Annotated in this window: 17 protein-coding genes; 3 read left to right on the plus strand and 14 right to left on the minus strand. The window is 63.8% G+C overall.

Features of this window, described 5'->3' with window-relative positions; all coding sequences use genetic code 11:
• Positions 1–24: 24 nt before the first annotated feature.
• Both LN996_RS05525 and LN996_RS05530 read right to left on the minus strand, forming a co-directional pair.
• On the minus strand, positions 25–1,623 hold the full coding sequence (locus LN996_RS05525) for a glycoside hydrolase family 68 protein (RefSeq protein ID WP_231339253.1): 1,599 nt from the start codon (positions 1,621–1,623) through the stop codon (positions 25–27).
• Positions 1,624–2,095: 472 nt separating this feature from the next.
• Positions 2,096–2,896: a purine-nucleoside phosphorylase gene (locus LN996_RS05530; RefSeq protein ID WP_231339255.1), complete on the minus strand. Its 801-nt coding sequence runs from the start codon at positions 2,894–2,896 to the stop codon at positions 2,096–2,098.
• A gap of 122 nt (positions 2,897–3,018) precedes the next feature.
• On the opposite strand from LN996_RS05530, the gene LN996_RS05535 reads away from it, so the two are divergent.
• The gene (locus LN996_RS05535; RefSeq protein ID WP_231339257.1) at positions 3,019–4,428 is read left to right on the plus strand and encodes an NAD(P)H-quinone dehydrogenase; all 1,410 of its coding nucleotides are present in this window, start codon (positions 3,019–3,021) and stop codon (positions 4,426–4,428) included.
• Between the two features lie 104 nt (positions 4,429–4,532).
• Here LN996_RS05535 and LN996_RS05540 read toward each other — a convergent pair whose 3' ends face one another.
• Together LN996_RS05540 and LN996_RS05545 are read right to left on the minus strand one after the other, a co-directional pair.
• Positions 4,533–5,864, minus strand: coding sequence for an MFS transporter (locus LN996_RS05540; RefSeq protein ID WP_231339262.1), 1,332 nt, complete (start codon positions 5,862–5,864; stop codon positions 4,533–4,535).
• Positions 5,865–5,893: 29 nt separating this feature from the next.
• On the minus strand, positions 5,894–7,309 hold the full coding sequence (locus LN996_RS05545) for a M20 family metallopeptidase (protein WP_231339265.1): 1,416 nt from the start codon (positions 7,307–7,309) through the stop codon (positions 5,894–5,896).
• A gap of 120 nt (positions 7,310–7,429) precedes the next feature.
• Between LN996_RS05545 and LN996_RS05550 the strand changes: the two genes are divergently transcribed.
• Positions 7,430–8,326: a LysR family transcriptional regulator gene (locus LN996_RS05550; protein ID WP_231339266.1), complete on the plus strand. Its 897-nt coding sequence runs from the start codon at positions 7,430–7,432 to the stop codon at positions 8,324–8,326.
• A gap of 6 nt (positions 8,327–8,332) precedes the next feature.
• Here the strand turns inward: LN996_RS05550 and LN996_RS05555 are convergent, their stop codons facing one another.
• The 4 genes from LN996_RS05555 to LN996_RS05570 are packed head-to-tail and all read right to left on the minus strand — an operon-like array spanning position 8,333 to position 14,280.
• Positions 8,333–9,070, minus strand: coding sequence for an MBL fold metallo-hydrolase (locus LN996_RS05555; protein ID WP_231339283.1), 738 nt, complete (start codon positions 9,068–9,070; stop codon positions 8,333–8,335).
• Between the two features lie 27 nt (positions 9,071–9,097).
• Positions 9,098–10,660: an FAD-dependent oxidoreductase gene (locus LN996_RS05560; RefSeq protein ID WP_231339294.1), complete on the minus strand. Its 1,563-nt coding sequence runs from the start codon at positions 10,658–10,660 to the stop codon at positions 9,098–9,100.
• Complete coding sequence (locus tag LN996_RS05565) at positions 10,657–12,867, minus strand: molybdopterin oxidoreductase family protein (RefSeq protein WP_231339300.1); 2,211 nt, start codon at positions 12,865–12,867, stop codon at positions 10,657–10,659. Before LN996_RS05565 ends, LN996_RS05560 begins: the two co-directional genes overlap by 4 nt.
• Positions 12,868–14,280: an MFS transporter gene (locus LN996_RS05570; RefSeq protein WP_231339302.1), complete on the minus strand. Its 1,413-nt coding sequence runs from the start codon at positions 14,278–14,280 to the stop codon at positions 12,868–12,870. It abuts the gene before it with no gap.
• Positions 14,281–14,574: 294 nt separating this feature from the next.
• Here LN996_RS05570 and LN996_RS05575 point away from each other — a divergent pair, with 294 nt between their 5' ends.
• Complete coding sequence (locus LN996_RS05575) at positions 14,575–15,984, plus strand: MFS transporter (RefSeq protein ID WP_231339304.1); 1,410 nt, start codon at positions 14,575–14,577, stop codon at positions 15,982–15,984.
• Here LN996_RS05575 and LN996_RS05580 read toward each other — a convergent pair.
• The 6 genes from LN996_RS05580 to LN996_RS05605 all read right to left on the minus strand — a co-directional run bounded on the left by LN996_RS05580 (position 15,923) and on the right by LN996_RS05605 (position 23,833).
• Entirely contained in the window at positions 15,923–17,791 is a 1,869-nt protein-coding gene (locus tag LN996_RS05580; protein ID WP_231339309.1) for a biotin carboxylase N-terminal domain-containing protein, read from the minus strand. The genes LN996_RS05575 and LN996_RS05580 overlap by 62 nt on opposite strands.
• Positions 17,792–17,909: 118 nt before the next feature.
• Positions 17,910–18,569, minus strand: coding sequence for a nucleoside triphosphate pyrophosphatase (locus tag LN996_RS05585; protein ID WP_231339320.1), 660 nt, complete (start codon positions 18,567–18,569; stop codon positions 17,910–17,912).
• A gap of 27 nt (positions 18,570–18,596) precedes the next feature.
• Positions 18,597–20,990, minus strand: a complete 2,394-nt coding sequence (locus tag LN996_RS05590) for an MMPL family transporter (RefSeq protein ID WP_231339326.1) — start codon at positions 20,988–20,990, stop codon at positions 18,597–18,599.
• Position 20,991: 1 nt separating this feature from the next.
• Positions 20,992–21,717: a TetR family transcriptional regulator gene (locus tag LN996_RS05595; RefSeq protein ID WP_231339327.1), complete on the minus strand. Its 726-nt coding sequence runs from the start codon at positions 21,715–21,717 to the stop codon at positions 20,992–20,994.
• A gap of 141 nt (positions 21,718–21,858) precedes the next feature.
• Positions 21,859–22,308 carry a YbjQ family protein gene (locus LN996_RS05600; RefSeq protein ID WP_231339329.1) on the minus strand — a complete coding sequence of 150 codons (450 nt, stop codon included), beginning with the start codon at positions 22,306–22,308 and terminating at the stop codon, positions 21,859–21,861.
• A gap of 91 nt (positions 22,309–22,399) precedes the next feature.
• Complete coding sequence (locus LN996_RS05605; RefSeq protein ID WP_231339335.1) at positions 22,400–23,833, minus strand: dicarboxylate/amino acid:cation symporter; 1,434 nt, start codon at positions 23,831–23,833, stop codon at positions 22,400–22,402.
• Positions 23,834–24,348: the final 515 nt, after the last annotated feature.

Here is a 24,348-nt window from a genome sequence, read left to right on the forward strand (position 1 = left end):
GCCTCACGGCCAGGGTTTTATGGCCTACTTGTAGTGGCCTTCGCCGCCGACGCGGACGTTGGTGGGCAGGTAGCCGAACGGGCCGAGGCCGTTCTGGCCGAAGCTGCGGTCAACCTGCGTCACTCCGCCCTTGAAGTTCATCTTCACGGTGGGTGAGAGTGAACCGCCGCGGACACCGTCCACGTTGTCGATGAACGACTGCACCAGGCCTCCGGGCTGCACGTAGTGCGAGTAGGCCTGGAACTGGCGGCCATTCTGTCGGGGGTCCGGGCCTTCCGGGGCGTTGGCCGGCATGTTCAGGTCCGTGGGGGAACCCAGGGCCAGGCCGCTGTTGTTGACCGGCTGGTAGTCCGAACGGACGCCGTTGCCAACAAAGCCGTACACACCGTCGGGACCGCGCATGCCGTCCGCGTAGGTGAACTGGTGGCTGATGGTGAACAGGTAGTACTTGTTCTTCCCGTTCTCGTTCTGGATGAAGATCTGGGGACGCTCAGTCTGGTCGTTGACGCAGTTTGCAGACAGGATCGGCGGAAGGAAGGTCCACTTGGTCAGGTCCTTGTTGTCTGCGACTGCCAGGCCCACGTTTGCTGTCTGGTACCAAGCGCCGGTGCTGTTGACCTGGGCCACGGTTTCGGCGTTGGGATCGCCGGGCTGGTAGCCCAGGTCTTCCTGCTTGCACTTGTAGGAGCCCCGGGTGCCACCGGTGTTGCCTTCGAAGACCATGAAGGTCTTGCCCGGGTGTGCGGGGTCCGCGAACGTGTACGGATCACGGAAAGCGAAGCCCGGGTTCTGGGCCTTGTTCTGGTACAGCTTTCCGTCCGGTTCCAGCAGTTTGGTGTGCTGGAAGCCATCAAAGCTCACGCCGTTCTTGTCGGCATGGATGGTGCCCAGGGCCTTGGCGATGGCCGCGTCGGGGGCGATTCCACCCCCGCCGGCGTTGCGTTCGGCGATGTCATAGAACGTGGTGGCCGTGTAGAACACGTTGATCTTGTTGCCCTGCATGAGGCGGGTGGAACCGGACCATTCCGTGTTTCCGATGGACGTGTTGTCCAGGAACAGGTGTCCGCCGTAGTTCCATTTGTCCTTGGCAGGATCGGCGTTGGTCTTCCGGAAGAAGTAGCCGATCCGGGCGTTCCAGTGGCGCTGGTCGAAGCCGTAGCCTGCATGCCGGTCAGCCACGAGGGAGAAGATGACGTCATAGCCCTTGTAGCTGATCTGGTTCGCGTTCTCGTCGGTCAGGGACCAGGTGTCCCATACCCAGACGTCGTCGTTCATGGCCGGGAAGTCCTTGGGGATTTCCGGCATGGTGACGTTGGGGCTCATGGAGTTCTGGCCCGGTGCAACGTTGGGGTTGCTCTGGGCCATGATCTGTTTGGCGTCGGCGCGCGTCCACTTGGACGTGAAGTCTGCTGCCGGGTCGTAGGCCTGCTGCGTATGGGTGGTTGGCAGCGGGAAGCCGGGCGTAGGTGCCGGCATGGTGCTCGACGGCGGGTCGGCCGGCAGGTTGGCCTGCGCAGCGGGCGTGACCAGCAGGATGCTGCCTGCCACGCTGGCTGCAGCGGCGACGGCTACTGCCCGTCGCAGACGGCGGCGTGGCCGTAGAGGGGTTGAGTGCGTGTTCATGCTTGCTCTTCTCGCGGAGTGTTGGACTTCGTGGAGTGGGGCGCATGCCCTGTCCCCTGATGAGGGGTTCTTTTACTCAGGCGTCCGTCGATCCGCTGGAAGCGTCTTCGAAGGACGCCATCGTTTCGAGGTGGCGACGAGTCCATGCGGGGCCCTCGTCGCGGTGTGTTCCGGCACGTCGACTTACCGGAGCACTCTCCACGCTAGACACGTGTTAGGTCGCAAATCAAAGGGCATTTCATCTGCCCGGGAGGCTACCCGCCGGTAGATGCGCAAGCGCTTACATTGCCAACGTGCGCGCGTGACATTTCCGGCCAGGCAGGTCAAATGTTGCGCAACAAATCAGATTTATTCTGGGAATCTGCTGTGCATTTACTTCCCGCCCCCGATTGTTAGCGCACACGCCGACGCGCACCCTTAAACAGGAATGCGTGGCCACCTGCCAGTGACCACGCATTCTTTGGGGTTCGTCTTAGAGCTTGGCGATGATCTCAGCCAGGAGCTTGGAGATCCGCTTGCCCGCGGCCTGCCCGGCTTCCAGGACCTCCGCGTGGCTCAGGGGGACCGGGCTGATACCTGCGGCGAGGTTGGTCACCAGCGAAATGCCGAAAACTTCCATTCCCGCATGGCGGCCGGCGATCGCTTCAAGCGCGGTGGACATGCCCACCAGGTCGGCGCCGATGCGCTTGGCGTACTGCACCTCGGCTGGCGTTTCGTAGTGCGGGCCCGTGAACTGGGCGTAGACGCCCTCCTGCAGGGAGGAATCGACTTCGCGGGCAAGATCGCGGATGCGTGAGGAATAGAGGTCGGTGAGGTCAACAAACGTAGCGCCCTCAAGCGGTGAAGTTGCGGTGAGGTTGATGTGGTCGCTGATGAGCACGGGAGTGCCCGGGGTCCACGCCTCGTTGAGACCGCCGCAGCCGTTGGTAAGGACCAGGGTCTTGCATCCGGCGGCTGCTGCGGTGCGGACGCCGTGGACCACTGAACGTACACCGCGGCCCTCGTAGTAGTGCGTCCTGGCGCCGAGGACCAGGGCCCGCTTGCCCTCTTTGGTGAGGACGGAGCGGATGGTGCCCACATGGCCCACGACTGCTGGTTTGTGGAAGCCTGGGACCTCCGAGGCGTTGAGTGTGGCGGTGGTTTCACCAATAAGGTCCGCGGCCTCCGCCCAGCCGGATCCGAGCACCAGTGCTACATCGTGGGACTCGACGCCGGTCTCCGCGGCAATGAAGTCAGCGGCGGCCTGTGCGGCTTCGAAAGGGTCTGTGTTCATCAGCTCAGTGTTACTCACTGGTACAAGCTACCTTGCGGCCACGGGACTTTGGTAGGGACCCGGGTGCTGGTGAGGGTGGGCTGAGTGGCAGCCGGCGTGGCAATGAGCGAGAATTGAGGATTGTGACCACCCAAGTTGACTTCAGTGCCCCCCGTATCGCGATCCTGGGAGGTGGTCCCGGCGGATATGAAGCTGCCATGGTGGCCGCCTCACTCGGCGCCCACGTCACCATCGTTGAGCGGGCAGGCCTCGGCGGCTCAGCCGTGCTGACCGACGTCGTGCCTTCCAAGACCCTCATTGCCACCGCCGACCTCATGACCCGCGTCGGTGAGGCGGACGAGCTGGGAGTGAAGTTCGACGGCGACGGCACCGCGTCCAAGCCCCGTGCAGACCTTAAGCACATCAATGATCGTGTCCTGAACCTGGCCCATGGACAGTCCGAGGACATCCGTGCCGGCCTTGAGCGACTGGGCGTGGAGATCGTGATCGGTTCCGGCAAACTGCTGGACAACAACACCATCGAGGTCCTGACCCTCGAAGGAACCCGCACCATCGATGCCGACGCCATCCTGCTGGCTGTCGGCGCCCACCCGCGCGAACTTCCCACGGCCAAGCCCGACGGCGAACGCATCCTCAACTGGGCCCAGATCTACAACCTGGACGAGCTCCCCGAAGAGCTGATCGTGGTGGGATCCGGTGTTACCGGCGCGGAGTTCGCATCCGCCTACAACGGCCTGGGATCCAAGGTCACCCTGATTTCCAGCCGCGACCAGGTCCTTCCCGGCGAGGACACGGACGCTGCCAAGCTGCTGGAGGGCGTCTTCGAGCGTCGGGGCGTCCGCGTTTTGTCGAAGTCACGCGCGAACGCCGTCGAGCGGACGGACGACGGCGTGAAGGTCACCTTGGGTGACGGATCGGTCGTGACAGGCTCGCACTGCCTGGTGTGTGTTGGATCCATACCGAACACGGCCGGAATCGGTCTTGAAGAAGCCGGTGTGACCCTCACGGAGTCCGGCCACATCAAGGTGGATGGCGTTTCCCGCACCACCGCCCCCAACATTTACGCTGCCGGCGACTGCACAGGCGTTTTCGCCCTGGCTTCTGTAGCCGCCATGCAGGGCCGCATCGCGATCGCGCACTTCATGGGCGACGGCGTGAAGCCGCTCAAGCTCAACCAGGTGGCGTCCAACATCTTCACCTCCCCGGAAATCGCCTCCGTAGGCGTTTCCGAGGCCGATCTCGCCTCCGGCAAGTACCAGGGCGACGTGGTGATGCTGTCCCTGCTCAGCAATGCCCGCGCCAAGATGCGCAACACCAAGGACGGCTTCGTCAAGATCATCGCCCGCAAGGGATCAGGCACCGTGATTGGTGGCGTGGTGGTTGGCCCGAACGCTTCCGAGCTCATCTTCCCGATCTCCGTGGCCGTGACCCAGAAGCTCCACGTGGACGACGTCGCCAGCGCCTTCACGGTGTACCCGTCGCTCACGGGATCCATTTCTGAGGCCGCACGGCGCTTGCACGTGCACATGTAGGTTCAAACGCCGACGCCCGTTTCGACGGTTCGCTGCGCACCATGCCGTTCGCACGGCACCCTGCGCAGCGAGCCATCGAGGCGGGCGTTTCTGCGTCCAGCGACTTAGCGGATGCCCCGGTACTTGAGGCCGGCTCCCAACGCCGCCAGGCTCAGGCAAGCCAGGATGGCCAAGTAGTAGGCAGGGGCGACATCCTGTCCTGTGATCTCGATGAGGTACGCGGCGATCATGGGAGTGAAGCCACCGAAGGCCGCCACGGAAGCGTTGTAGCTGAAGGACAGTCCGGTTGCCCGGGATCGTGCATCAAAGGCGTCCGACATCACCGAGGGCAGTGCTCCGAAGTAGGCGGCCTTCAGGCAACCGAGAATGGTCATGGTGGTGGCCAGAACCAGGAAGGACCTTCCAGCAGTCAGCCAGAGGAACAGCGGGATCACCATCAGCGCGGTCAGAATGACCGTGGGGATCATGATCCTCAGTCGCCCGAACTTGTCCGAGAGGTGCCCCACCACGGGTGTCCCGAAGGTGAGGATGACGCCCGTGATCACCAGGCAGCTGAACGAAGCTGACGGGTCGAGTCCCAACTGCTTGATCCCGTACGTAGGCATGTACTGGAGGATGAAGTTCACTGCCGTGGAAATGGCCAAGGCGCCTGCAGCAATGAAGATGCCGAGCTTTTGGGTCTTGAAAACATCCAGGATGGGGGATCCCGAGGCTCCGGCGTCGTCGTCGCTGCGGACGATCGGTGCTTCATCCACATGCTTCCGGATGAAGTAGCCCGCCGGGCCCACCAACAGCCCGAAAATGAAGGGGATGCGCCAGCCCCACTCGGTCATGTCCGATGCGGAAAGCACGGAGGTGAGGACGGCGACGAAGATGGCTGCCATCAGCGATCCCAAGCCTTGGCTGGCGAACTGGAAGCTTCCCAGGAAGCCCTTGCGCTTGGAGTCTTGGGCGATGAGGAACGACGTCGCGGCACCAAACTCACCACCAGCCGAGAAGCCTTGGACCAGGCGGGCAAGGATGATGCCGATCGGGGCGAGCATGCCAATCTGGTCGTAGCCAGGCATGAAGGCGATCATCGCCGTGCCGATCACCATCAGGCGGATGGTCAGCATGAGGCCCTTTTTCAAACCCTTCCTGTCTGCGTACGAGCCAAGGATGAGGCCGCCCAGGGGACGGATCAGGTAGGAGGCGCCAAAGACGGCAAAGGCTTGGATTAGCTCCACTGCCGGGTTTTCGGCCGGGAAGAAATTGCGGCCGATGTAGATGGCAAGCAGGGCATAGATGCCCATGTCGAACCACTCCAGGGCATTACCGACCGTCGCGGCGGCAATTCCTCGCGTGGTCGATTTCCTGGACTGCGGGCGTTTAACGTCGTCGTTGATGCCAACAGGTGCCGGCTGCTGCGCAGGACCGGCGTTGGGCGTTGTTGTCATGGTGTTCCCTCGATGATACGTAGTGGGATTCAGGCGTGGGCTGCTGTGCGGCGTTGCTCCAGGACAGGAACCTGGGCTTGGCCTAGATCGTGGAAGAGCCCGCACGCGATCTGCAGGCCTTCGCGGGCGATGGACTCGAGCATGTGTTCGTTGGGCGCGTGCTGCAGGCAGCCGGGGTAGGAGTGCGGGACCCAGAGTGTCGGCAGCCCCAGGATGTCTTCGAAAACGTGGTTGGGGAGGGAGCCGCCAATGTTGGGCAGGATCGCCGGTGCCGTGCCCGTGGTCTCCGTGATGGACTGGCTGGCCCAGGCAACCCAAGGATTGTCCGGGTCCAACCTGCTGGCAGGAAAGACCGTGGTGACCCGGGCCTTGACCATGTCAAAGCCCTTGGCGTCCAGATGGTCCTGAAGTCGGCGCTCCAACCCGTTGGTGTCTGTTCCGGTGACGTATCGAAGTTGCAGGATTGCTTGCGCGGTTCCGGGAATGGCGTTGACGGGGTTTTCCAGGTCAGCAGCGCCCAGGGCCAGGACTTCCAGCGTGTTCCAGCCGTAGACCCGCTCAGCAGGGCTGAGGCTCTCATCGCCCCAGCCCTCATCAACGGCAGGGTCTTCGGGCCCCGGCAAGATTTCGACGCCGGCAAGGGCTCGCCGGACGGAGCCCGGTAGCGCTACAGGCAGCAGGCCGGGTATCTGAACCCGGCCATGTCCGTCCACCAGTGTGCCGATGGCGGCTGCCAGGGTGGTGGCCGGATTCCGAAGGAGCCCGCCCCAGTTGCCCGAGTGGTAAGAGCTGGGCCGCAGCTTGGCCGTGAGCTCAAAGCTTGCGCCGCCCCGGGCGCCAAGGAAGATCGTCGGAGTATGGGCGTTGAGGCGGGGACCATCGGATGCGATGAAGACATCCGCGGAGAGCTCATCCTGGTGCGAGGCCGCGAACTCGGCCAGGTTGGGCGAGCCGATCTCTTCGCCGCATTCGAACAGGAATTTGAGATTGAAACCAAGCTTTCCCTGGTGGGCAAGCAGAAGTCGGAGGGCTGCCAGGTTTACCAAGTGCTGGCCCTTGTTGTCGGCGGTGCCCCGGCCGTACCAGTGACCTTCTTGAACGGAAACTTCCCACGGATTACGGCCTCCCGCCCACCGTCCCTCGTGGCCGTCCACCACATCGGCGTGTCCGTAGCAGAGGACCGTGGGGAGCTCAGGGCTTTCCATGCGGGTGCCGAGCAGGAACGAGTTGTCGCTGCCGTCCCACCGGTCCCACCGATCCACGGCGCACCCCATGTCCTCCAACAACTGGGTGAGGATGTCGTCCAGATATGCATTCAGTGCATCTCTTCCCTCAGGCTTGCCGCTCTCTGTCGGGTAGGAGACCGCTGTGCGCAGTTCACTGAGAAACGTTCCAGAGTCGATGTGATCATTAGCTGCAGCAAGGATTTCGGTGCGTAGAGTCATGGGCTTCGTTCCTCGAATCGTGGTGGCTAACTCCGACTCTAGATGTGGCCTGACTCACTAACCAGTATCCTTTTCTCAATAAGCTTTGACTTGAATGCAAACCGAAGGGAAGCGTGCGACGTGCAGCTGTTGCCAACATCGCTGATCTATTTCCGCGAGGTCGCCGGTACCGGATCCATCACTGAGGCCGCAGAAATCCTCCACGTCTCGCCATCAGCCATCAGCCGTCAAATGAGCAAGCTGGAATCCTCGGCCGGAGCTCCGCTCTTCCTCAGGCACCCGCGGGGCATGATGCTTACCGAGGCTGGGCGATTGGTGTTGGCGCATGCCCGCAGGAGCGAACTCGAAGGAGAATCTCTGCTCCAGGAACTGCGGGATACGGAGTCTCGGCGAACCAGCGTCATCAAGGTTGCCAGTGCGGAAGGGCTGGCTCACTGCAGGGTGCCGGCGGCCATCGCAACGATGGTAGCCAGCTACAGCGACGTTGTGTTCAACCTGGTGGTCGTGCCCTCAGCAGAGGCCACGCGTCAAGTGATCGACGGCAAGGCTGACATTGCCGCGGTGTTTGCCCTCGGGCCCCAGCGTGATGTCACTGTGGAGTATTCCTTACCGGCTCCTGCCTTGGCTGCCGTCACGCGCGATCATCGGCTGGCAGCTCGGGATTCGGTGTCTCTCAAGGAACTTTGCGAGGAAAAACTTGCCCTCCCCGGACGAGGGATTACCCAGCGTGAGCTCTTTGATATCGCCGTCCAGCGGGAAGGACTTAGCCCTGAGATCGTCCTGGAAACGGATCAAGTGGGACCCATTCTTGCCTTTGCCCGGAGCGGCGCTGGAGTGGCGCTGATGAGCAGGTTCACGGTCCCGGCACGCGAAGACGCTGGTCTTGTCTTCATTCCCGTGGACAACACGGTCTTCCTCCAGCGGGAGGGACAAATCCAGACCATGGCCGGGCGCCGCAAATCGGCTTTGGTCACTGCCTTCGCTTCGGCCTTGGCGGACGAGCTCTTGGCTGAGTAGACCGGCTCAGTACTGCTTGCGCAGCGCCGAAAGGGCTTCAGCGAGGGGCATATTCAAGGCAGGGCCGTGTCCCGGGAGGACCACTGAAGCGTCAACATCATCGAGCCGATGGGTAGCCCCTAACGCCGCCGCCGGGTCCGAGTGGTACATCCAGTGCAACATCTGCGGGCCGGACATAGGGCTGATCGGGTGCCCGCTGACGAACGAATCTCCCACGGCGATCGCCCGGGCGGTTGGCAGCAGCAAAGCAACGTTGCCCGGGGTGTGGCCGGGAAGAAGGATCGCTTCCGGCTTTCCCGGCAGGCCTTGGAGCCTCTCCTGGGTCCAGGCCTCGGCCCGTGTGGCCGGCTCTGCTTGGAGGGCTTTGGCATTGATGACGTGCAGCATCCAGTGGAACACCTTGGGCCGCCACGCCCGGACCAAGACCTGGCCGAACGTGACCTGATGCTTCTCTTTGCCCTGCACATGGGCAAGTTCCTCGGGGGAGCAGAGGATGGGTGTGCTAAAGGTTCGGGAGAAGTAGGCGGCGGATCCTGTATGGTCCACGTGTCCATGCGTGATCAACATTGCCTTGGCTGCCGCGGGATCCAGGCCGAGCCCACGGACGGACTCCAAGACCAGGTCACGGTCGGCGGGGTAGCCGCCGTCGATCAGGATGAAGCCTGAGTCGTCACGGACAATGAGCCAGTTGGACGCCGGTCCCTCCACGAAAAAGACGCCGGGTGCTTGTTCGGAGATGTTCACCCGAGAAGTCTAGAGAGCTACGCGGCGTCAGGCGGCAGCCGCTTGGAAATGTTTTTCGATGATCCCCTTGATGTCCTCATGGCATCCTCCACAGCCAGTTCCGGCGCGGGTGGCCTTGGAGACCTCGCCGACCGTGCTGCAGCCTTCAACAACGGAGTCCTCGATGCTGGCCGCGCTGACCCCTGCGCAACGGCACACGGTCCGCTGGGGATCGTTGCTGGTTGCGCCGGCGTCAAGCTGGTCAGGCCCATCGAGCCGGAGCAGCAAGGACCGGTCGGCAGGCAACTCAGAGGAACGCTCGAACAGCACCACGAGTTCAGCTGCAGTCCTGGGCATGCCCACAGCTACGAGGCCCTCCAGGACCCCGCCGCGCGTGGTCATCTTCACGTAACGGCCGTGCTCCGGATCTGCCCATTGGGAGATCTGCCGACGGGCACGTCCGGCAACAGCGCCGGCTTCCAACAACTCCTCATCCCAAGGATCGGCCTGGTTGTCGCCGGCCACTGCAAGGTTGATGCCCCGCGCCTTCAAGACCACCACTCCGGGCTTCTCCTTGGGCAACGCCTCCAGTGCATCCGCGGCAGCCTGGCCGTCACGGGCCAGAACCACCAAGTACTCGGCCAGCCATTCGGCCTGGCGCCACCCCGGGCCCACCAAGCCGGAAGGCCCACCTGCGGTACGGCAATCAACGCAGGAAGCGTCCGGGCAGCGCACTTCCGCGCAGTCACCGATCGCGAACATGTGCGGCTCGTGATACGTCCGGAGATGGTGGTCCACCAGAATGCCGGAGGCGACAGGAAGCCCACATCCCTCAGCCAGTTCGATACGGGGCCGGACACCGCAGGACAACACCAGCAGATCGCCGTCGATCGCGGAACCGTCATCCAGCAGCAAGGCCGAGAAACTGCCGCCGGGTCCGGCCGTCTCCACGCCGGTGGAACGTGCGTTGCCGGCCATCCGGACGCCACCGGCGCGCAGGCTGTTGGTGAGGACGGAGCCACTGCCGCGGTCGATGCTGCGTCCCAGGGGGAAGGGCCCGTTGTGCACCACCGTGGTTTGGGCACCCTCTTCGGCGGCCGCGAGGGCGGTCTCAAGACCCAGCACGCCGCCACCCAGCACCACAACACGTTTGCCTTCGGCAACCGCGGCGCGAAGCACGGCGGCATCCCGCAGATCACGCAAAGCTGTAACTCCGGCCGGAAGGACGGGCCGGGAGGGATCCGGGTTGAGTCCGGTCAGGTTGGGAATCACAGGACGGGAACCAGTGGCGAACACCAAACGGTCGTAGTGTTCAGTGGTGCCGTCCGAGAGGACTACGTGCTGGCGGGCACGGTCGATCCGCTTGACCTTGATGCCCAACCGGACGTCAACGCCGTCGGACGTCAACTCGGACGCATCGGCCATCGCCAAAGCCTCTGCTGTGGTGCGGCCAACGCCGAGCTCAGCAACCATGACCCTGTTGTATGCAGCCTCGATCTCCTGACCCACCACCAGCAATTGCACCAGTCCAGTGCGAACGGCGGGGAGCAGTTCGTCAATGAGCCGCGATGCCACAGGCCCGAATCCAACTACAACAATGCGTTCGCTCATGATGCCTCCTTGACGTGCAGTGGCAGTCGCGTCCCGGCAGGAACTGTGCTCGAGGCCAGATCCTTTGTGGAGACTGCCCGCCGGACCCATACCCGGCTGGTCTTGAATTCCGGCATGCCGGAGATGGGGTCTGTTGCCGCTTCGGTGAGGCGGTTGGCGTTTTCCTGGCCGGGGAAGTGGAACGGCAGGAAGACGGTGTCCGGTCGGACTGTCGTGCTGAGTTCAGCGCGGCAAAGTACTTCGCCGCGCTCGTTCGTGACGGTGGCGTAGTCGCCGTCGGCGATACCGCGGGCAGCTGCTGTGCCCGGGTGGATGAGGAGCCGGGCCTGCGGCTGCGACGCCATCAACTCGCTCACGCGGCGGGTCTGGGCGCCGGACTGGTAGTGCTCCAGCAGCCGGCCCGTGGCGAGTGCCAGGGAGTCGTCCGCAAAGGAACGCACAGCCCGCTTGGAGGGAGTGACGGGAACCATCATTGCGCGGCCATCGGCGTGGGCGAACCCATCGCCGAAGAGCCGCGGGGTGCCGGTGCTGCCCACAGGGTAGGGCCAGTAGGCAGCTTCGCCCCGGTCCAGCATGGCGTAGTCGATGCCCGAGTAGTCGGCCAAGCCGCCGGCAGAAGCCAGCCGTAGCTCCTCGAAAACAGTTTCAGGATCGTCGCTGAAAGTGGACGGGGCCTCAAGCAGCTCTGCCAGCCGGGCCATGAGCCACAGCTCGCTCCGGACACCCGGGGGAGGCGTCAACGCACGCCGGCGACGGATCACGCGGCCTTCGAGGTTGGTCAGCGTGCCCTCTTCCTCGGCCCACTGGGTAACCGGCAAAACGAGGTCAGCTTCGGCAGCGGTCTCGGACATGAAGAAGTCGCAAACCACCAGGAAGTCCAGGCTGCGAAGACCATGGATCACTGCGTTGGTGTCCGGGGCGGACACCGCCACATTGGCGCCGTGCACGAAGAGGCAACGGACGCCGTCGGGTTGTCCGAGCGACTTGAGAAGTTCGACGGCGGGCAGGCCGGGGCCGGGGATGAGCGACTCATCGACTCCCCACACGCCGGCGACGTGGGCGCGCGCTGCGGGGTCGGTGATCTTGCGGTAGCCCGGGAGCTGGTCCGCCTTCTGGCCATGCTCGCGGCCGCCCTGGCCGTTGCCTTGGCCGGTGAGCGTGCCATAGCCGCTGCGGGCTGAGCCGGGCAGTCCAAGGAGCAGGCTGAGGTTGATTGCCGCAGTAGCGGTATCGGTGCCGTCTACGTGCTGTTCCACGCCGCGGCCGCTGAGGACGTAGCTGCCACCGGCGCGGGCGCCTTGGGCCAGTCGTCGGGCCGTCTCGCGGATGAGGGTGGCGGGGACGCCGGTGATGGACTGGACGCGCTCCGGCCAGAACGCAGAGAGGCTGCGAACCACGGCCGCGTAGCCGCTGGTGTTCTCAGCGATGTACCCGGCATCGGTGAGCCCTTCGTGGACCACCACATGGCTGATGCCCAAAAGGAGGGCCAAATCGGTGCCGGGCGTCGGCTGCAGGTGGAGGCCGCCGCCGTCGGACGTGAACGCTGCAGTAGCCGAGCGGCGGGGGTCCACCACGATCAGCCCACCGGCATCGCGCGCGCCCTGCAGGTGCTGGACGAACGGCGGCATCGTCTCGGCAACGTTTGAACCGAGCATGAGGATCACCGACGCGGTGTCGAGGTCCGTGACGGGGAAGGGGAGACCGCGGTCCACGCCGAAGGCGCGGTTGCCGGCGGCGGCCGCGGACGACATGCAGAACCGGCCGTTGTAGTCGATCCGGGACGTCCTCAGGGCGAGGCGGGCGAACTTGCCCAGCAGGTAAGCCTTCTCGTTGGTGAGGCCGCCACCCCCGAAGACTCCCACGGCATCATTTCCGTACTGAGCCTGGGTGTCCTTGACGGCTGCGGTGATGAGCATGAGCGCCTGGTCCCAGGAGATGGGCTGGTGCACGCCGTCGGAACCTTTGAGCATCGGCTCCGTGACGCGGCCGTTGTGATGCAACAACGACGCCGATGTCCAGCCTTTGCGGCACAGCCCGCCCCGGTTTGTGGGGAAGTCGCGCCCGGAAACTTCCAAGGGCACGGCGGGTGTGGCCGGTTCTGCGGCGGGCGTTGCCGCTGCCCTCGGAACTGCGGGTGCAGCCGGGGTCAGCGTCATGGCGCACTGGAGCGCGCAGTAGGGGCAGTGGGTATCGGCGCCGTTGGGCATCTAGATGTGTCCGATCGTGTTGCGCTTCTGGGCGGGGCGGATGTAGCAGACCCAGCAGACGGTGAGCATCAGGACATAGGCTCCAACGAATCCGTAGAACGCCGGGGTGTAGGAGCCGCTGGCCGTATTGGAGGCATTGAGTACCTGCGGGATGACGAATCCGCCGTAGGCGCCGATCGCGGAGATCAGGCCCAGGGAGGAGGACGCGAGCCGCGCGGTGGTGGCACTGGGTGCTCCGGAGCGTGCTGCCCGGCTGGACGTTGCGAAGATGACGGGGATCATCCGGTACGTTGCACCGTTTCCAAACCCGCTGGCCAGGAAGAGCAGCAGGAACAAGGTCAGGAAGAGCCAGAAGTTCTTCAGCGGCAACGTCCAGATCATGGTCAGGGTGATGACGGCCATGGAGGCGAACGAAGCAATGGTCATCCGTGCCCCACCCATGCGGTCAGCCATACGGCCACCATAGGGGCGGGCCAGGGAGCCAACCAGCGGGCCGAGGAAGGCCAACGAGAGTGCAACTGCGCCGACATGGATGGACGAGAAGTCCGGGAAGTAGTCCTTGATGAGCTTGGGGAAGACGCCTGCGAAGCCGATAAAGGAACCGAAGGTGCCGATGTACAGGAACGCCATGATCCACAGGTGCGGTTCCTTCAGGGCGGCCAGCGAGCCGGCCACATCACCCTTGGCGCTGGTGAGGTTGTTCATGTACTTGTAGGCGCCAAAGGCGGCGATGATGATCAGCGGAATCCAGATGATGCCAGCCATCGGCAGGTTCACCGTTCCGGCCGCCAGCAGGGTGATGGCGATGGGAACAACGAGCTGCGCGACGGCGGCACCCAGGTTTCCGCCGGCTGCGTTCAGGCCCAGCGCCCAACCCTTTTCGCGGGCGGGGTAGAAGAAGGTGATGTTGGCCATCGAGCTGGCGAAATTACCGCCACCGAAACCGGCGAGTGCGGCCATCAGGAGCATGACGCCGAAGGGCGTTTCCGGGTTCGAGACACAGATGGCCAGGCCCGTGGTGGGAATCAGGAGGAGGAGGGCGGAGACGATGGTCCAGTTCCGGCCACCGAACTTGGGAACCATGAAGGTGTACGGGATTCGGAGCGTAGCGCCTACCAGGCTGGGGATGGAGATGAGCCAGAAGATCTGGTTGGTATCAAAGGTGAAGCCGGCTGCGGGCAGCTGGACCACCACGATGGACCACAGTTGCCAGACGACGAAACCGAGGAATTCGGCGAAGATCGACCAGTAGAGATTGCGCTTGGCGATGGACCGGCCTTCGGCTTCCCACTGGCCCTTGTCTTCGGCATCCCAGTTGGCAATCCAGCGGCCGGGGCGGTGTTCAAGGGCGGGGGCTGCGGTGGCAGTGGACTGGGCGGGGGCCAGTTCTTCTGCGGAGCGGTCAACAGTCACGGAGTGGCTCCTTGGTGGGGGACGTTGTTATTCCAAGGTAGGTTTCGTGCATTTCGTGGACGGGCGCCGTTTGTAAACGTGCTGTGACATTTCCCTATCGGAGGGGTCACCGGCGCGTGAGGCCATGGTGAGGTAATGTGGCCCGGACCACAGGATGAGATTTTCCTGCGCGTCCGCATGTTGGACTTGGTTGTCCGGTCAATGGACAGCCGGAACTATTATTGAACTCTCGAATAAACCTTCGCCGGGTAGGCTCCTGGGGCATCGGCCGGCGTGAACGAAAGCTGCTAATACATGTCTTCCACCGCACCATCCAAGGAAGGCGAGTCCACTAAGCCAGTGAACTCGCGGGGCAAGGTGATCTTCGCGAGCCTGATCGGCACGACGATCGAGTTCTACGACTTCTATGCCTATGCCACCGCGTCGGTACTCGTCTTCCCGAAGCTCTTCTTCCCCGACGCCACTGACATCAATGCTCTCCTCAGTGCGTTTGCCATCTTTGGTGTTGCCTTCTTCGCGCGTCCCATCGGTGCCGTGGTCTTCGGCCACTTCGGTGACAAGATCGGCCGCAAGGGCACCTTGGTTGCTTCGCTGTTGACCATGGGTATTGCCACGTTCCTTATTGGACTCCTGCCCACGGCATCCATGCCGGGATGGGCAATCCTCGCCCCGATCATGCTGGTGATCCTGCGCTTCTTCCAGGGCCTTGCCCTGGGTGGAGAGTGGTCCGGTGCGGCTCTGCTGGCCACCGAAAATGCTCCCGAGGGCAAGCGGGCCATCTACGGCACCTTCCCGCAGTTGGGTGCTCCCATCGGTTTCATCATCGCCAACGTCATCTTCATCTGGATGAACGTGGCCCTGAGTGCCGAAGAGTTCCTGGCCTGGGGTTGGCGTGTTCCGTTCATCCTGAGCGCCGTGCTGGTGATCGTCGGACTCTACGTCCGCCTGAAGCTGGTGGAGAGCGCATCCTTCACCAAGGTGATCGAGCAGGACAAGGTCCAAAAGCTGCCCCTCGCTGCCACGCTCAAGAGCCACTGGCGCCCCGTGGTGGCAGGCACCTTCATCATGTTTGCTACCTACGTGCTCTTCTACATCATGACCACGTTCACGCTGTCCTACGGCACCAAGCCCACCTTGGCCGGCGCGCAGGCCGCAGCCGAAAAGGCAGGCAAGCCCATGACCGCGGACCAGGTCGCGGCGTTCGTCCCCGGCCTTGGCATCACCCGGTCCGACTTCCTGTGGATGCTGATCATCGGCGTCGTCTTCTTCGGCATCTTCACGGTGGTCTCCGGACCGCTCGCGGAGAAGTGGGGCCGCCGCAAGTTCCTGCTGGGTGTCACCGCCGGGATCTTCGTGTTCGGCGCGCTCTGGTTCACCATGTTTGGTCCGGGCCAGGCAGCGGCGATGGTTGGCCTGATCGTGGGCTTCACGCTCATGGGCCTGACGTTCGGGCCCATGGCAGCCATCCTTCCGGAGCTGTTCCCCGCGAACGTCCGCTACACCGGTTCTGCCGTGGCGTACAACCTGTCGTCCATGATCGGGGCGGCTCCGGCATCGTTCGTTGCCATCGCGCTCTGGTCTGCCGCGAACGGCAGCACCTGGCTGGTGGGTGTCTACATGGCAGTCGCCGCGGTGATCACGTTCATTGCTCTTTGGCTGACCCGTGAAACCAAGGACATGGACTACGAGAACAACGTTGCCTAAGTAGCCCAATAACGACGGCGCCAGCCGCGACGGTCTCGCCGGCGGTGGCGGCGAGGCCACGCACTGTGCCTGCCTTGTGGGCGGTGAGGGGCTGCTCCATCTTCATGGCTTCGAGAACCACGATCAGGTCGCCCTCGGCCACCACGTCGCCCTCAGCGGCTGCCACCTTGACGATGGTGCCCTGCATCGGGGAGGTCAGGGCGTTGCCGCCAGCTGCAGCAGCCGTGGCGCCGGCCGAGCGGGAACGCTTCTTGGACTTTCCGCCCTTGGCACCTGAACCGCTGGAGACCGCGGCGACGCTGCCACCCAGGCCCGACGGCAGGACGACCTCAAGGCGCTTGCCGCCAACCTCGACGACGACGCGCTGGCGCTCACCGGCGTCGGGCGCTTCAGCACCGGTGCCCGTGGCCGACCATGCCGGAATGCTGTTGACGAACTCGGTTTCGATCCAGCGGGTGTGAACCTTGAACGGTCCTTCAGCGGGAGCGAAATCGGGGTCGGTGACCACGGCGAGGTCGAACGGGATGACGGTGGGGATACCCTCAACAACCATCTCTTCCAGGGCGCGGCGGGAACGCTGGAGAGCCTGCTCGCGGGAAGCGCCGGTGACAATCAGTTTGGAGAGCATGGAGTCGAAGTTGCCGCTGATGACGTCACCCTGCTCGATACCGGAGTCGATCCGGATCCCGGGTCCTGTCGGGTTCTTCAACGTGCTTATGGTGCCCGGAGCAGGCATGAAGTTGCGGCCCGGATCTTCGCCGGTGATGCGGAACTCGAAGGAGTGGCCGCGGACCTCGGGATCGTCGTACCCGAGTGCTTCGCCGCGGGCGATGCGGAACTGCTCGCGGACGAGGTCGATGCCCGTGACTTCTTCCGAAACGCAGTGCTCTACCTGGAGGCGGGTGTTGACTTCAAGGAAGGAGATGGTGCCGTCCTGGCCCACCAGGAACTCACAGGTTCCGGCGCCGAGGTAGTTGGCTTCCTTCAGGATGGCCTTGGAGGACTCGTAAAGCCTCTTGACCTGCTCTTCGCTCAGGTAGGGAGCCGGGGCTTCCTCAACGAGCTTCTGGTTGCGGCGCTGCAGTGAGCAGTCGCGGGTGGAGACCACCACGACGTTGCCGAACGCGTCGGCAAGGCACTGGGTTTCAACGTGGCGCGGAGCATCGAGGAAGCGCTCGATGAAGCACTCGCCGCGGCCGAAGGCTGCCGTGGCTTCGCGGACCGCAGATTCGTAGAGCTCGGGGATTTCGTCCATGGTACGGGCGACCTTGATGCCGCGACCGCCACCACCGAATGCTGCCTTGATGGCAACGGGGAGGCCGAATTCTTCGGCAAACTTCAGGATTTCGTCTGCAGATTCCACGGGATCAGCCGTGCCGGGGACCAGGGGAGCGCCAACCTTTTCGGCAATGTGGCGGGCCTGGACCTTGTCGCCCAAGGCTGAGATGGCTGCGGGGGAGGGGCCGATCCAGGTGATGCCGGCGTCGATGACCTTGGCCGCGAACTCGGCGTTCTCCGCCAGGAAGCCGTAGCCGGGGTGGATGGCGTCCGCGCCGGACTGTTTGGCGACGTCGATGATCTTGTCCATCACCAGGTACGACTCGGCGGCGGTGTTGCCGCCCAAAGCGTAGGCTTCGTCGGCGAGGCGGACATGGAGGGCATCACGGTCGGGGTCGGCGTAGACCGCTACGGAGGCGATGCCTTCGTCCCGGGCGGCTCGGATGATGCGGACCGCGATTTCGCCGCGGTTGGCAATCAAGACCTTGGTAAGAGGGCTGGAAATGGGCTGCGCCGGGTTAGCTGACAAGTTGTTGACTCCTTCTGTCCTTCAGGGAGCCTAGCGCGATTGTGAGGGTTCCGCCCATATTGATGGGGGATTCCGTGTGTGAGGCGATGTTCCTTTGTAGGGTTGCTACAAATGGCGTCTACTGCTCGTCGTTGTCCCAGAGTTCGGTGATTCCCACGTTCGCGTGGACCAGCAGGTCCCGCAGCGTAGAGATGGAAAGCCCGACGACGGCGTGCGGGTCGCCGTCGACCTTGCGGATGAAGGCCCCACCCAAGCCGTCGATAGTGAAGGAGCCGGCGCAGTGGAGTGGTTCGCCGGTGGCGATGTAAGCGTCGATGTCGTAGGTGCTCATTTGGGCGAAGTGGACCTCGGCGCTGGATACGGCCCCTACCGTGGCGCCGGTTCCTTCGGGAGTCTCGTTCTCGTCCGCATCTGCTTCGGTATCCCTGCAGTCCACCAGCCAGTGTCCGGTGTGCAGCACTCCATGCGAGCCACTCATCCGCAGCATCCGCTCCCGTGCCACGTCCGCGGTGTAAGGCTTGCCGTGGGACTCGCCGTCGAACTCGAAGACGGAGTCGCAACCGATAACCAGGGCGCCCTCGGCCTCGGGGAGCGCGGCAACGGCCTCTGCCTTGGCCCGTGCCAAAAGCAGCGCGGTGTCATGCGCGTCCGTCACGCCGTACTTGGCCTGCACCGCATCCTCGTCCACGTCCGAGACCAGGACGTCGTGCTGGATCCCGGCTTCCGTGAGCAGCTTGGTGCGGGCGGGGGACTGGGAGGCGAGAATCAATCGGGTCACGCCACCCAGCCTAATACCAAACATCTCTCACTTCCCGCGCTTATCCCGCCGACCCCCTATCACCTTCCGCGTGCTTAAACCGAACGCCATGGCGAAGCCGAGCGGCCGGACCATGGTGAGGTGGCTGAAGATGAAGCCGGAGAACACGCTGACCATGATGATCGCGGCTGCGGTGACCACAGCAGCGGCATGGCTGAAGCCGGAACGCACTGCGTGCTTGGCGGACTCACCGTGCATGAATGATTCCCTCATGCCTGAGGTGATGAACACCTGGTAGTCCATGGCGAGGCCGAACAGTACACCGATCAGGATGATGGGCAGGAAGCTCAGCACCGCGCCCGGGTTGGCGACGTCGAAGATCCCTCCCAGCCAGCCCCACTGGTACACAGCAACCACGGCGCCGAACGCAGCGGCCAGGGAGAGCAGGAATCCGCCGGTAGCCAGCAGCGGGACCACGATTGAACGGAATACCAGGAGCAACAGGAGCAGGGAAAGGCCGACGACGATCGCCAAGTACGGTGGCAAGGCAGCCCCGAGCTTGTTGGAGACGTCAATGTTGCCCGCGGTTTGCCCGGTCAGGCCGATGGTCACGTCCATGTCGTCCTGAATTGCTGAGCCCTTGGCCCGGAGATCCGACACCACCTGCACGGTGCCGGCGCTGGCCGGACCTTCCTTCGGAATGACCTGGAAGACGGTGGTGCGGCGGTCTTCGCTCAGGGCAATGGGCACGGCTGCGACGACATTCTCAACACTGCGAAGCTGGTCCGCCACGTCAAACTGCTTATTCTTGGCGTCGTTCTCGCTGAGGCCTTCCGGGAACTCGCCGACCACGATGATCGGTCCCGTCACGCCTTCCCCGAAGCTGCTGCGGGTGAGGTCGTAAGCCTTGAAAGCCTGCGAATCCACGGGCTCGGATCCGCCGTCGGGAAGTGCCAAACGCAGCTGGGAGGCCGGCAACGCCAAGGCGCCCAGCAGGACCACGCTGGCAATAAGTGAAACCCAAGGATGGCGCGTCACCATGCCGCCCCAGCCGCCGCTGCTGCGCTTCTCTTCGAGCTCGCGGTCGGCGGCTTCGTGGCCGGGCTCAGCATTGTGCTTTGCGGCCTTGGCCCAAGCGCGCTTGGAGATGAGTCGGCGGCCGATCAGGGCCAGAACGGCGGGCGTCAGGGTCAAAGCGACGACGACGGCGACCGCAACTGTCGCCGCGGCGGCAACACCCATGACTGCGAGGAACGGCAGGCCGGGGACCACCAGCGCAGCCAGGGCGATGATGACGGTGAGACCGGCGAACAACACAGCGTTACCGGAAGTACCCGTAGCCAATGCAGCGGATTCCTCCGCGTCCATGCCGGCCAGCAGCTGGGTGCGGTGGCGGTTGACGATAAACAGGGAGTAGTCGATGCCCACCGCGAGGCCGAGCATCAGGGCAAGCATCGGGGAGATGGAGCTCATGTCGATGACGCTGGTGAGGGCAAACGTTCCGCCCACACCTACAGCTACGCCGATCAGGGCCATCAGGAGAGGAAGCCCGGCTGCGATGAGGGTTCCGAGCATCAGGATCAGGACCATGGCCGCGACGGCGACGCCCACGATTTCAGCAATCCCGAAAATCTCCGAGACGTCCTCGGTGATTTCCTTGCTGGCATAGGCCGTGACGCCGGCCGATGAGACGCCGTGGACGATCTCCTGGACCTCTTCGCGGACGGCGGGGTCAACGGCGTTGATCGAGGTCTTGAACTGGACCTGGGCTACTGCGGCTTTGTTGTCGCTGGAGACAAAACGGAGGCCTTCGGAGGCTTCGAGCTGTCGCTTGCCCAGAGCCAATGCGGCGGCGCCGTCGGCAGCTTCCTTGGCTCCGGCGTCGAGCTTTTCCTTGCCGGCAGCAAGTTCGGCGCGCTGTGGAGCCAGCTGGGCTTCGATCTGTGCGGGTGTGAGGCCTGAGGCAGCCAGTTGCTGTTCCGCCCCGGCGAGTTGGGTCTCGCCCGCTTCCAGCTGTGCGCGGGAGGCGTCAAGCTGTGCCTTGCCCTCAGCGGCCTTGGCTTCACCGGCTGCGATCTCGCCGGCTGACTTGTCCAGCTGCTCCTGCGTGGTGAACGGGTTCACCGTTCCTTGCACGTCAGGCATGGCTTCAAGCTTTGTCAGGGCAGCGGCCACTGCGTCCTTCTTGGTTTGGTCGAAACCGGCATCTCCGGCGTCGAAGACCACGCTGGCCGAGCCGCCCGATGAATCAGGGAGGGCTTCCTTGAGCTTGTCCGCCATCTGCTGGGTTTCGGTCCCGGGGATGGTGAAGTTGTTGGACATGGTGCCGTGGAACGCTGCGGCCGAGCCGCCCACTGCCACCATGACGGCCAGCCATATGGAGATGACCAGCCAGCGGCGCCGATACGAAAACTTGCCGAGACGGTAGAGGAACGAGGCCATATCAGAACCGATCTGTGGTGGTTGGAACGGAGGGTGAGGCTGCTGCCGCTGTGGAGACAGAGTCCGACGGCGGCGCGAAGCCGGCGCCGAGGAGGCCCATCGCATCGATGAGGTGCTGGCGAAGAACCGCGAGGGACTCCGCCGAGAGATCCGGGCCGCGGTCGGCGAACCAGACGGTCATTGCGGCTTTGCCGCACGAAATCACGGAGCCGGCCAGAGCGTGGAGATAGAGTTCGCTGACGCCGGCGCCGAGCCTGCTGCGGGCGGCGTCAATAATCTGCTCGGTGCAGTGTTCCCACGCTTCAAGCTCGGAGCGGGCCAGCTGGCGGTTGTCCTGGGTCAGGCTGAACAGCTCGGCCATGGGCGCCACGGACATGGGATCGGCCAGCGCCATGAGGGCTGCTTGGGCGGATTCGAGAATTGACTCGTCCGCCGGGCGTAGCCGGAACTGCTCCAAGGCGTGGTCCATGAAGCCGTCGGCTACTGATGCCAGGGCGGCTTCAAGGCTGGGGAAGTAGTTGAAGAAAGTCCGCCGGGATACCCCTGCGCTGGCTGCGATGTCTTCGACGGTGAAATTGCCGGACCCGTTGCTACGCAGAAGGTCCAGGGCTGCGGAAGCGATGGAGCTGCGGGTGGCCGCCTTGTTGAGTTCGCGTCGTGTGGGGACTGCGGCGTCGGCATGGGCAGGCGACTCCGCAGCGGCACCGTGGTTGCTGGTTTGGGTCACATACTTACACTAAGTGCAAGTTTGCACTCTGCGCAATTTGAGCTTTGGTAGGTGCAAAGAATCCCGCCCTCGTCCGCTCCGCCCACCGGTGAACGGGGAGCGGGCGAGGACGGGATCCTGGATTGGTTGGAGACTGGCTGCCTAGAACTGGGTTGGCGGAGCCGGCGGAATTGGCTGGCCCGGCTGCTGCGGCTGTGCGGGCTGGGCTGGCTGCTGGGCGGCGGTCTTGGTCAGGTAGACCGACTGTCCCGTAGCCCCGGGCTCACCCTCACCCAGCGGCAGGACATACACGGCGGTTCCGTACGCACAGACCTCGGTCCAGTTGGTGCCCATCTCGGACGTGTCGAAACGCATGGCGACGATGGCATTGGCTCCACGCTGCTGCGCTTCATTGACCATGCGTGCCATGACCTCCTGGCGGCTTTCGTAGAGTGCCTTGGTCATTTCGGGCAGCTCGCCGCCGCCGAGGGAGCGGAAGCCGGCAAGCATTTGCGAGCCGATGTCCCGTGAGCGGACCGTGAGGCCCATGACTTCGCCGAAGACGGCGTCGATCCGGTGGCCCGGGATTTCATTGGAAGTGACGATCAACATGGTCCGAGCCTATCCAGTCTTGGCCTCTTAAACAGGGAAATCCCCCGGGGAGGACTCCCCGGGGGATTTACGCCGTGTCAAAAGACTGAAGCTAGGCCTTGGAGTCGGCCAGTTCGAGCTCGTTGCTTTCGGCTGCTGCCTTGTCGGCGGCGTACTCGTCGGCGAAGGCTGCACCGTTGCGGGGTGCGTTGTACAGCGACTCATCCAGGATGCCCTGACGCTTGGCCACGATGGCCGGGACCAGTGCCTGGCCAGCCACGTTGACGGCGGTGCGGCCCATGTCCAGGATGGGGTCGATAGCCAGCAGGAGGCCGACGCCGGCCAGCGGCAGTCCCAGTGTGGACAGAGTCAGTGTGAGCATGACGACGGCGCCGGTGGTACCTGCCGTAGCGGCGGAACCGAGGACGGAGACCAGAACGATCAGCAGGTACTGGCTGAAGTCAAGGTTGATGCCGAAGAACTGTGCCACGAAGATGGCTGCGATCGCCGGGTAGATTGCTGCGCAGCCGTCCATCTTGGTGGTGGCGCCCAGCGGCACGGCGAAGGAAGCGTAGCCGGAGGGGACGCCGAGGTTCCGTTCAGTGACGCGCTGCGTGAGCGGCAGCGTGCCGATCGAGGAACGGGAGACGAACGCCAGCTGCACGGCCGGCCACACGCCGGAGAAGTACTGCTTGATGGACAGGCCGTGAATGCGGACCAGTATGGGGTAGAGGACGAACAGCACCAGAGCCAGCCCGATGTAGATGGCGGCGGTGAACTTGCCCAAGGAACCGATGGTGTCCCAGCCGTAGATGGCCACAGCGTTACCGATCAGGCCTACCGTGCCCAGCGGAGCAAGGCGGATGATCCACCACAGGACCTTCTGGATGACGGCCAGAGCTGAAGCGTTGAACGTCAGGAAGGCCTCAGCCTGCTTGCCAACCTTGAGTGCGGCAACGCCGACGGCGATCGCGACCACCAGGATCTGGAGCACGTTGAAGTTGACCGCGGTGCTGACGGTGGTGGCAGCGTTGGCGCTCTCGGTCACAGTGGAGCTGGCGCCAAGTCCCAGGAAGTTCTTCGGGAAGAGGCCGATCAGGAACGCCCACCAGTCACCGGTCTTGCCGGCGTACTTGGCTTCTTCGGTGATGCCGGTTGCCGCGCCCGGCTGCAGGAGCACGCCCAGGCCGATGCCGATCAGCACCGATACCAGCGAGGTGATCGCGAACCACAGCAGGGTGTTCCATGCCAGTCGCGCCGCATTGGAGACCTGGCGCAGGTTGGCAATGGAGCTCACCACAGCGGTGAAAATCAAAGGAACGACGGCGGTCTGCAGCAAGGAGACGTAGCTGGAGCCGATCGTCTGGAGAGTAGCCCCCAAGCCGTTTGGGGAGGCCTTGGTGCTGCCCGTGTACTTGGCGATGAGGCCGAGGATGAGGCCCACAATGAGGGCTGCGATGATCTGGACGCCGAAGGAACCGGCCCACTTGGGGAGCCGGAAGCCGCTCTTGCCAGCTGCTGGGGAAGTGTTGGTTGAGGTGCTCACCGGAACACGTTAGGTGCATGGCCAATAACATAGCGAACGGACGTTGAGAAATGTTACGTGCGCAAAAGTTATTCCCGCCGCTTTGTGACGTTGCTCTCAGGGGAGGGTGTTGAGGGCCCCCCGGGGAGCTTGCGTGCCATCGACGGTTAGTCGTGCGCGAAGAAGGTCGCCCATGGGCTCCCAACGCAACCCGTGTGGCGACGGCAATGGGCTCAACGTCGTCTCTCTGGACGAGGGCAAACACAGTGCTGGGAAGCACGACCGTTCGCAGCACATTGTCAGCCGGCGTGGGCGGGTCCGGAAGCAACGTCGTGGCTTATGCCCTGGACGATAAACAAGATCAGACCATCGGAGGGTACTTCGCCACGGCCGGAACCGGATTCTTGACCGGCGCTGGGGGATCCTGGGTTGTCGGCAAGGCGGGGGCCGCATGGGCTGCTCCAGAGGCTCCGCTTCGAGCGCTGGTACTTTAGTCGAAACGTCGAACTGTGGAACGATTTCCGTATCGCACGGTG

The sequence above is a fragment of the Arthrobacter sp. AK01 genome, from assembly GCF_021109375.1.
GTDB lineage: Bacteria > Actinomycetota > Actinomycetes > Actinomycetales > Micrococcaceae > Arthrobacter.

What these genes read in the sequence shown, in the direction of transcription:
- LN996_RS05600 (WP_231339329.1), bottom strand. Translation starts at nt 22,308, where the DNA reads ATGTTGATCGTCACTTCCAATGAAATCCCGGGCCACCGGATCGACGCC.
- LN996_RS05530 (WP_231339255.1), bottom strand. Translation starts at nt 2,896, where the DNA reads ATGAACACAGACCCTTTCGAAGCCGCACAGGCCGCCGCTGACTTCATT.
- LN996_RS05525 (WP_231339253.1), bottom strand. Translation starts at nt 1,623, where the DNA reads ATGAACACGCACTCAACCCCTCTACGGCCACGCCGCCGTCTGCGACGG.
- LN996_RS05565 (WP_231339300.1), bottom strand. Translation starts at nt 12,867, where the DNA reads ATGCCCAACGGCGCCGATACCCACTGCCCCTACTGCGCGCTCCAGTGC.
- LN996_RS05545 (WP_231339265.1), bottom strand. Translation starts at nt 7,309, where the DNA reads ATGACTCTACGCACCGAAATCCTTGCTGCAGCTAATGATCACATCGAC.
- LN996_RS05590 (WP_231339326.1), bottom strand. Translation starts at nt 20,990, where the DNA reads ATGGCCTCGTTCCTCTACCGTCTCGGCAAGTTTTCGTATCGGCGCCGC.
- LN996_RS05575 (WP_231339304.1), top strand. Translation starts at nt 14,575, where the DNA reads ATGTCTTCCACCGCACCATCCAAGGAAGGCGAGTCCACTAAGCCAGTG.
- LN996_RS05540 (WP_231339262.1), bottom strand. Translation starts at nt 5,864, where the DNA reads ATGACAACAACGCCCAACGCCGGTCCTGCGCAGCAGCCGGCACCTGTT.
- LN996_RS05560 (WP_231339294.1), bottom strand. Translation starts at nt 10,660, where the DNA reads ATGAGCGAACGCATTGTTGTAGTTGGATTCGGGCCTGTGGCATCGCGG.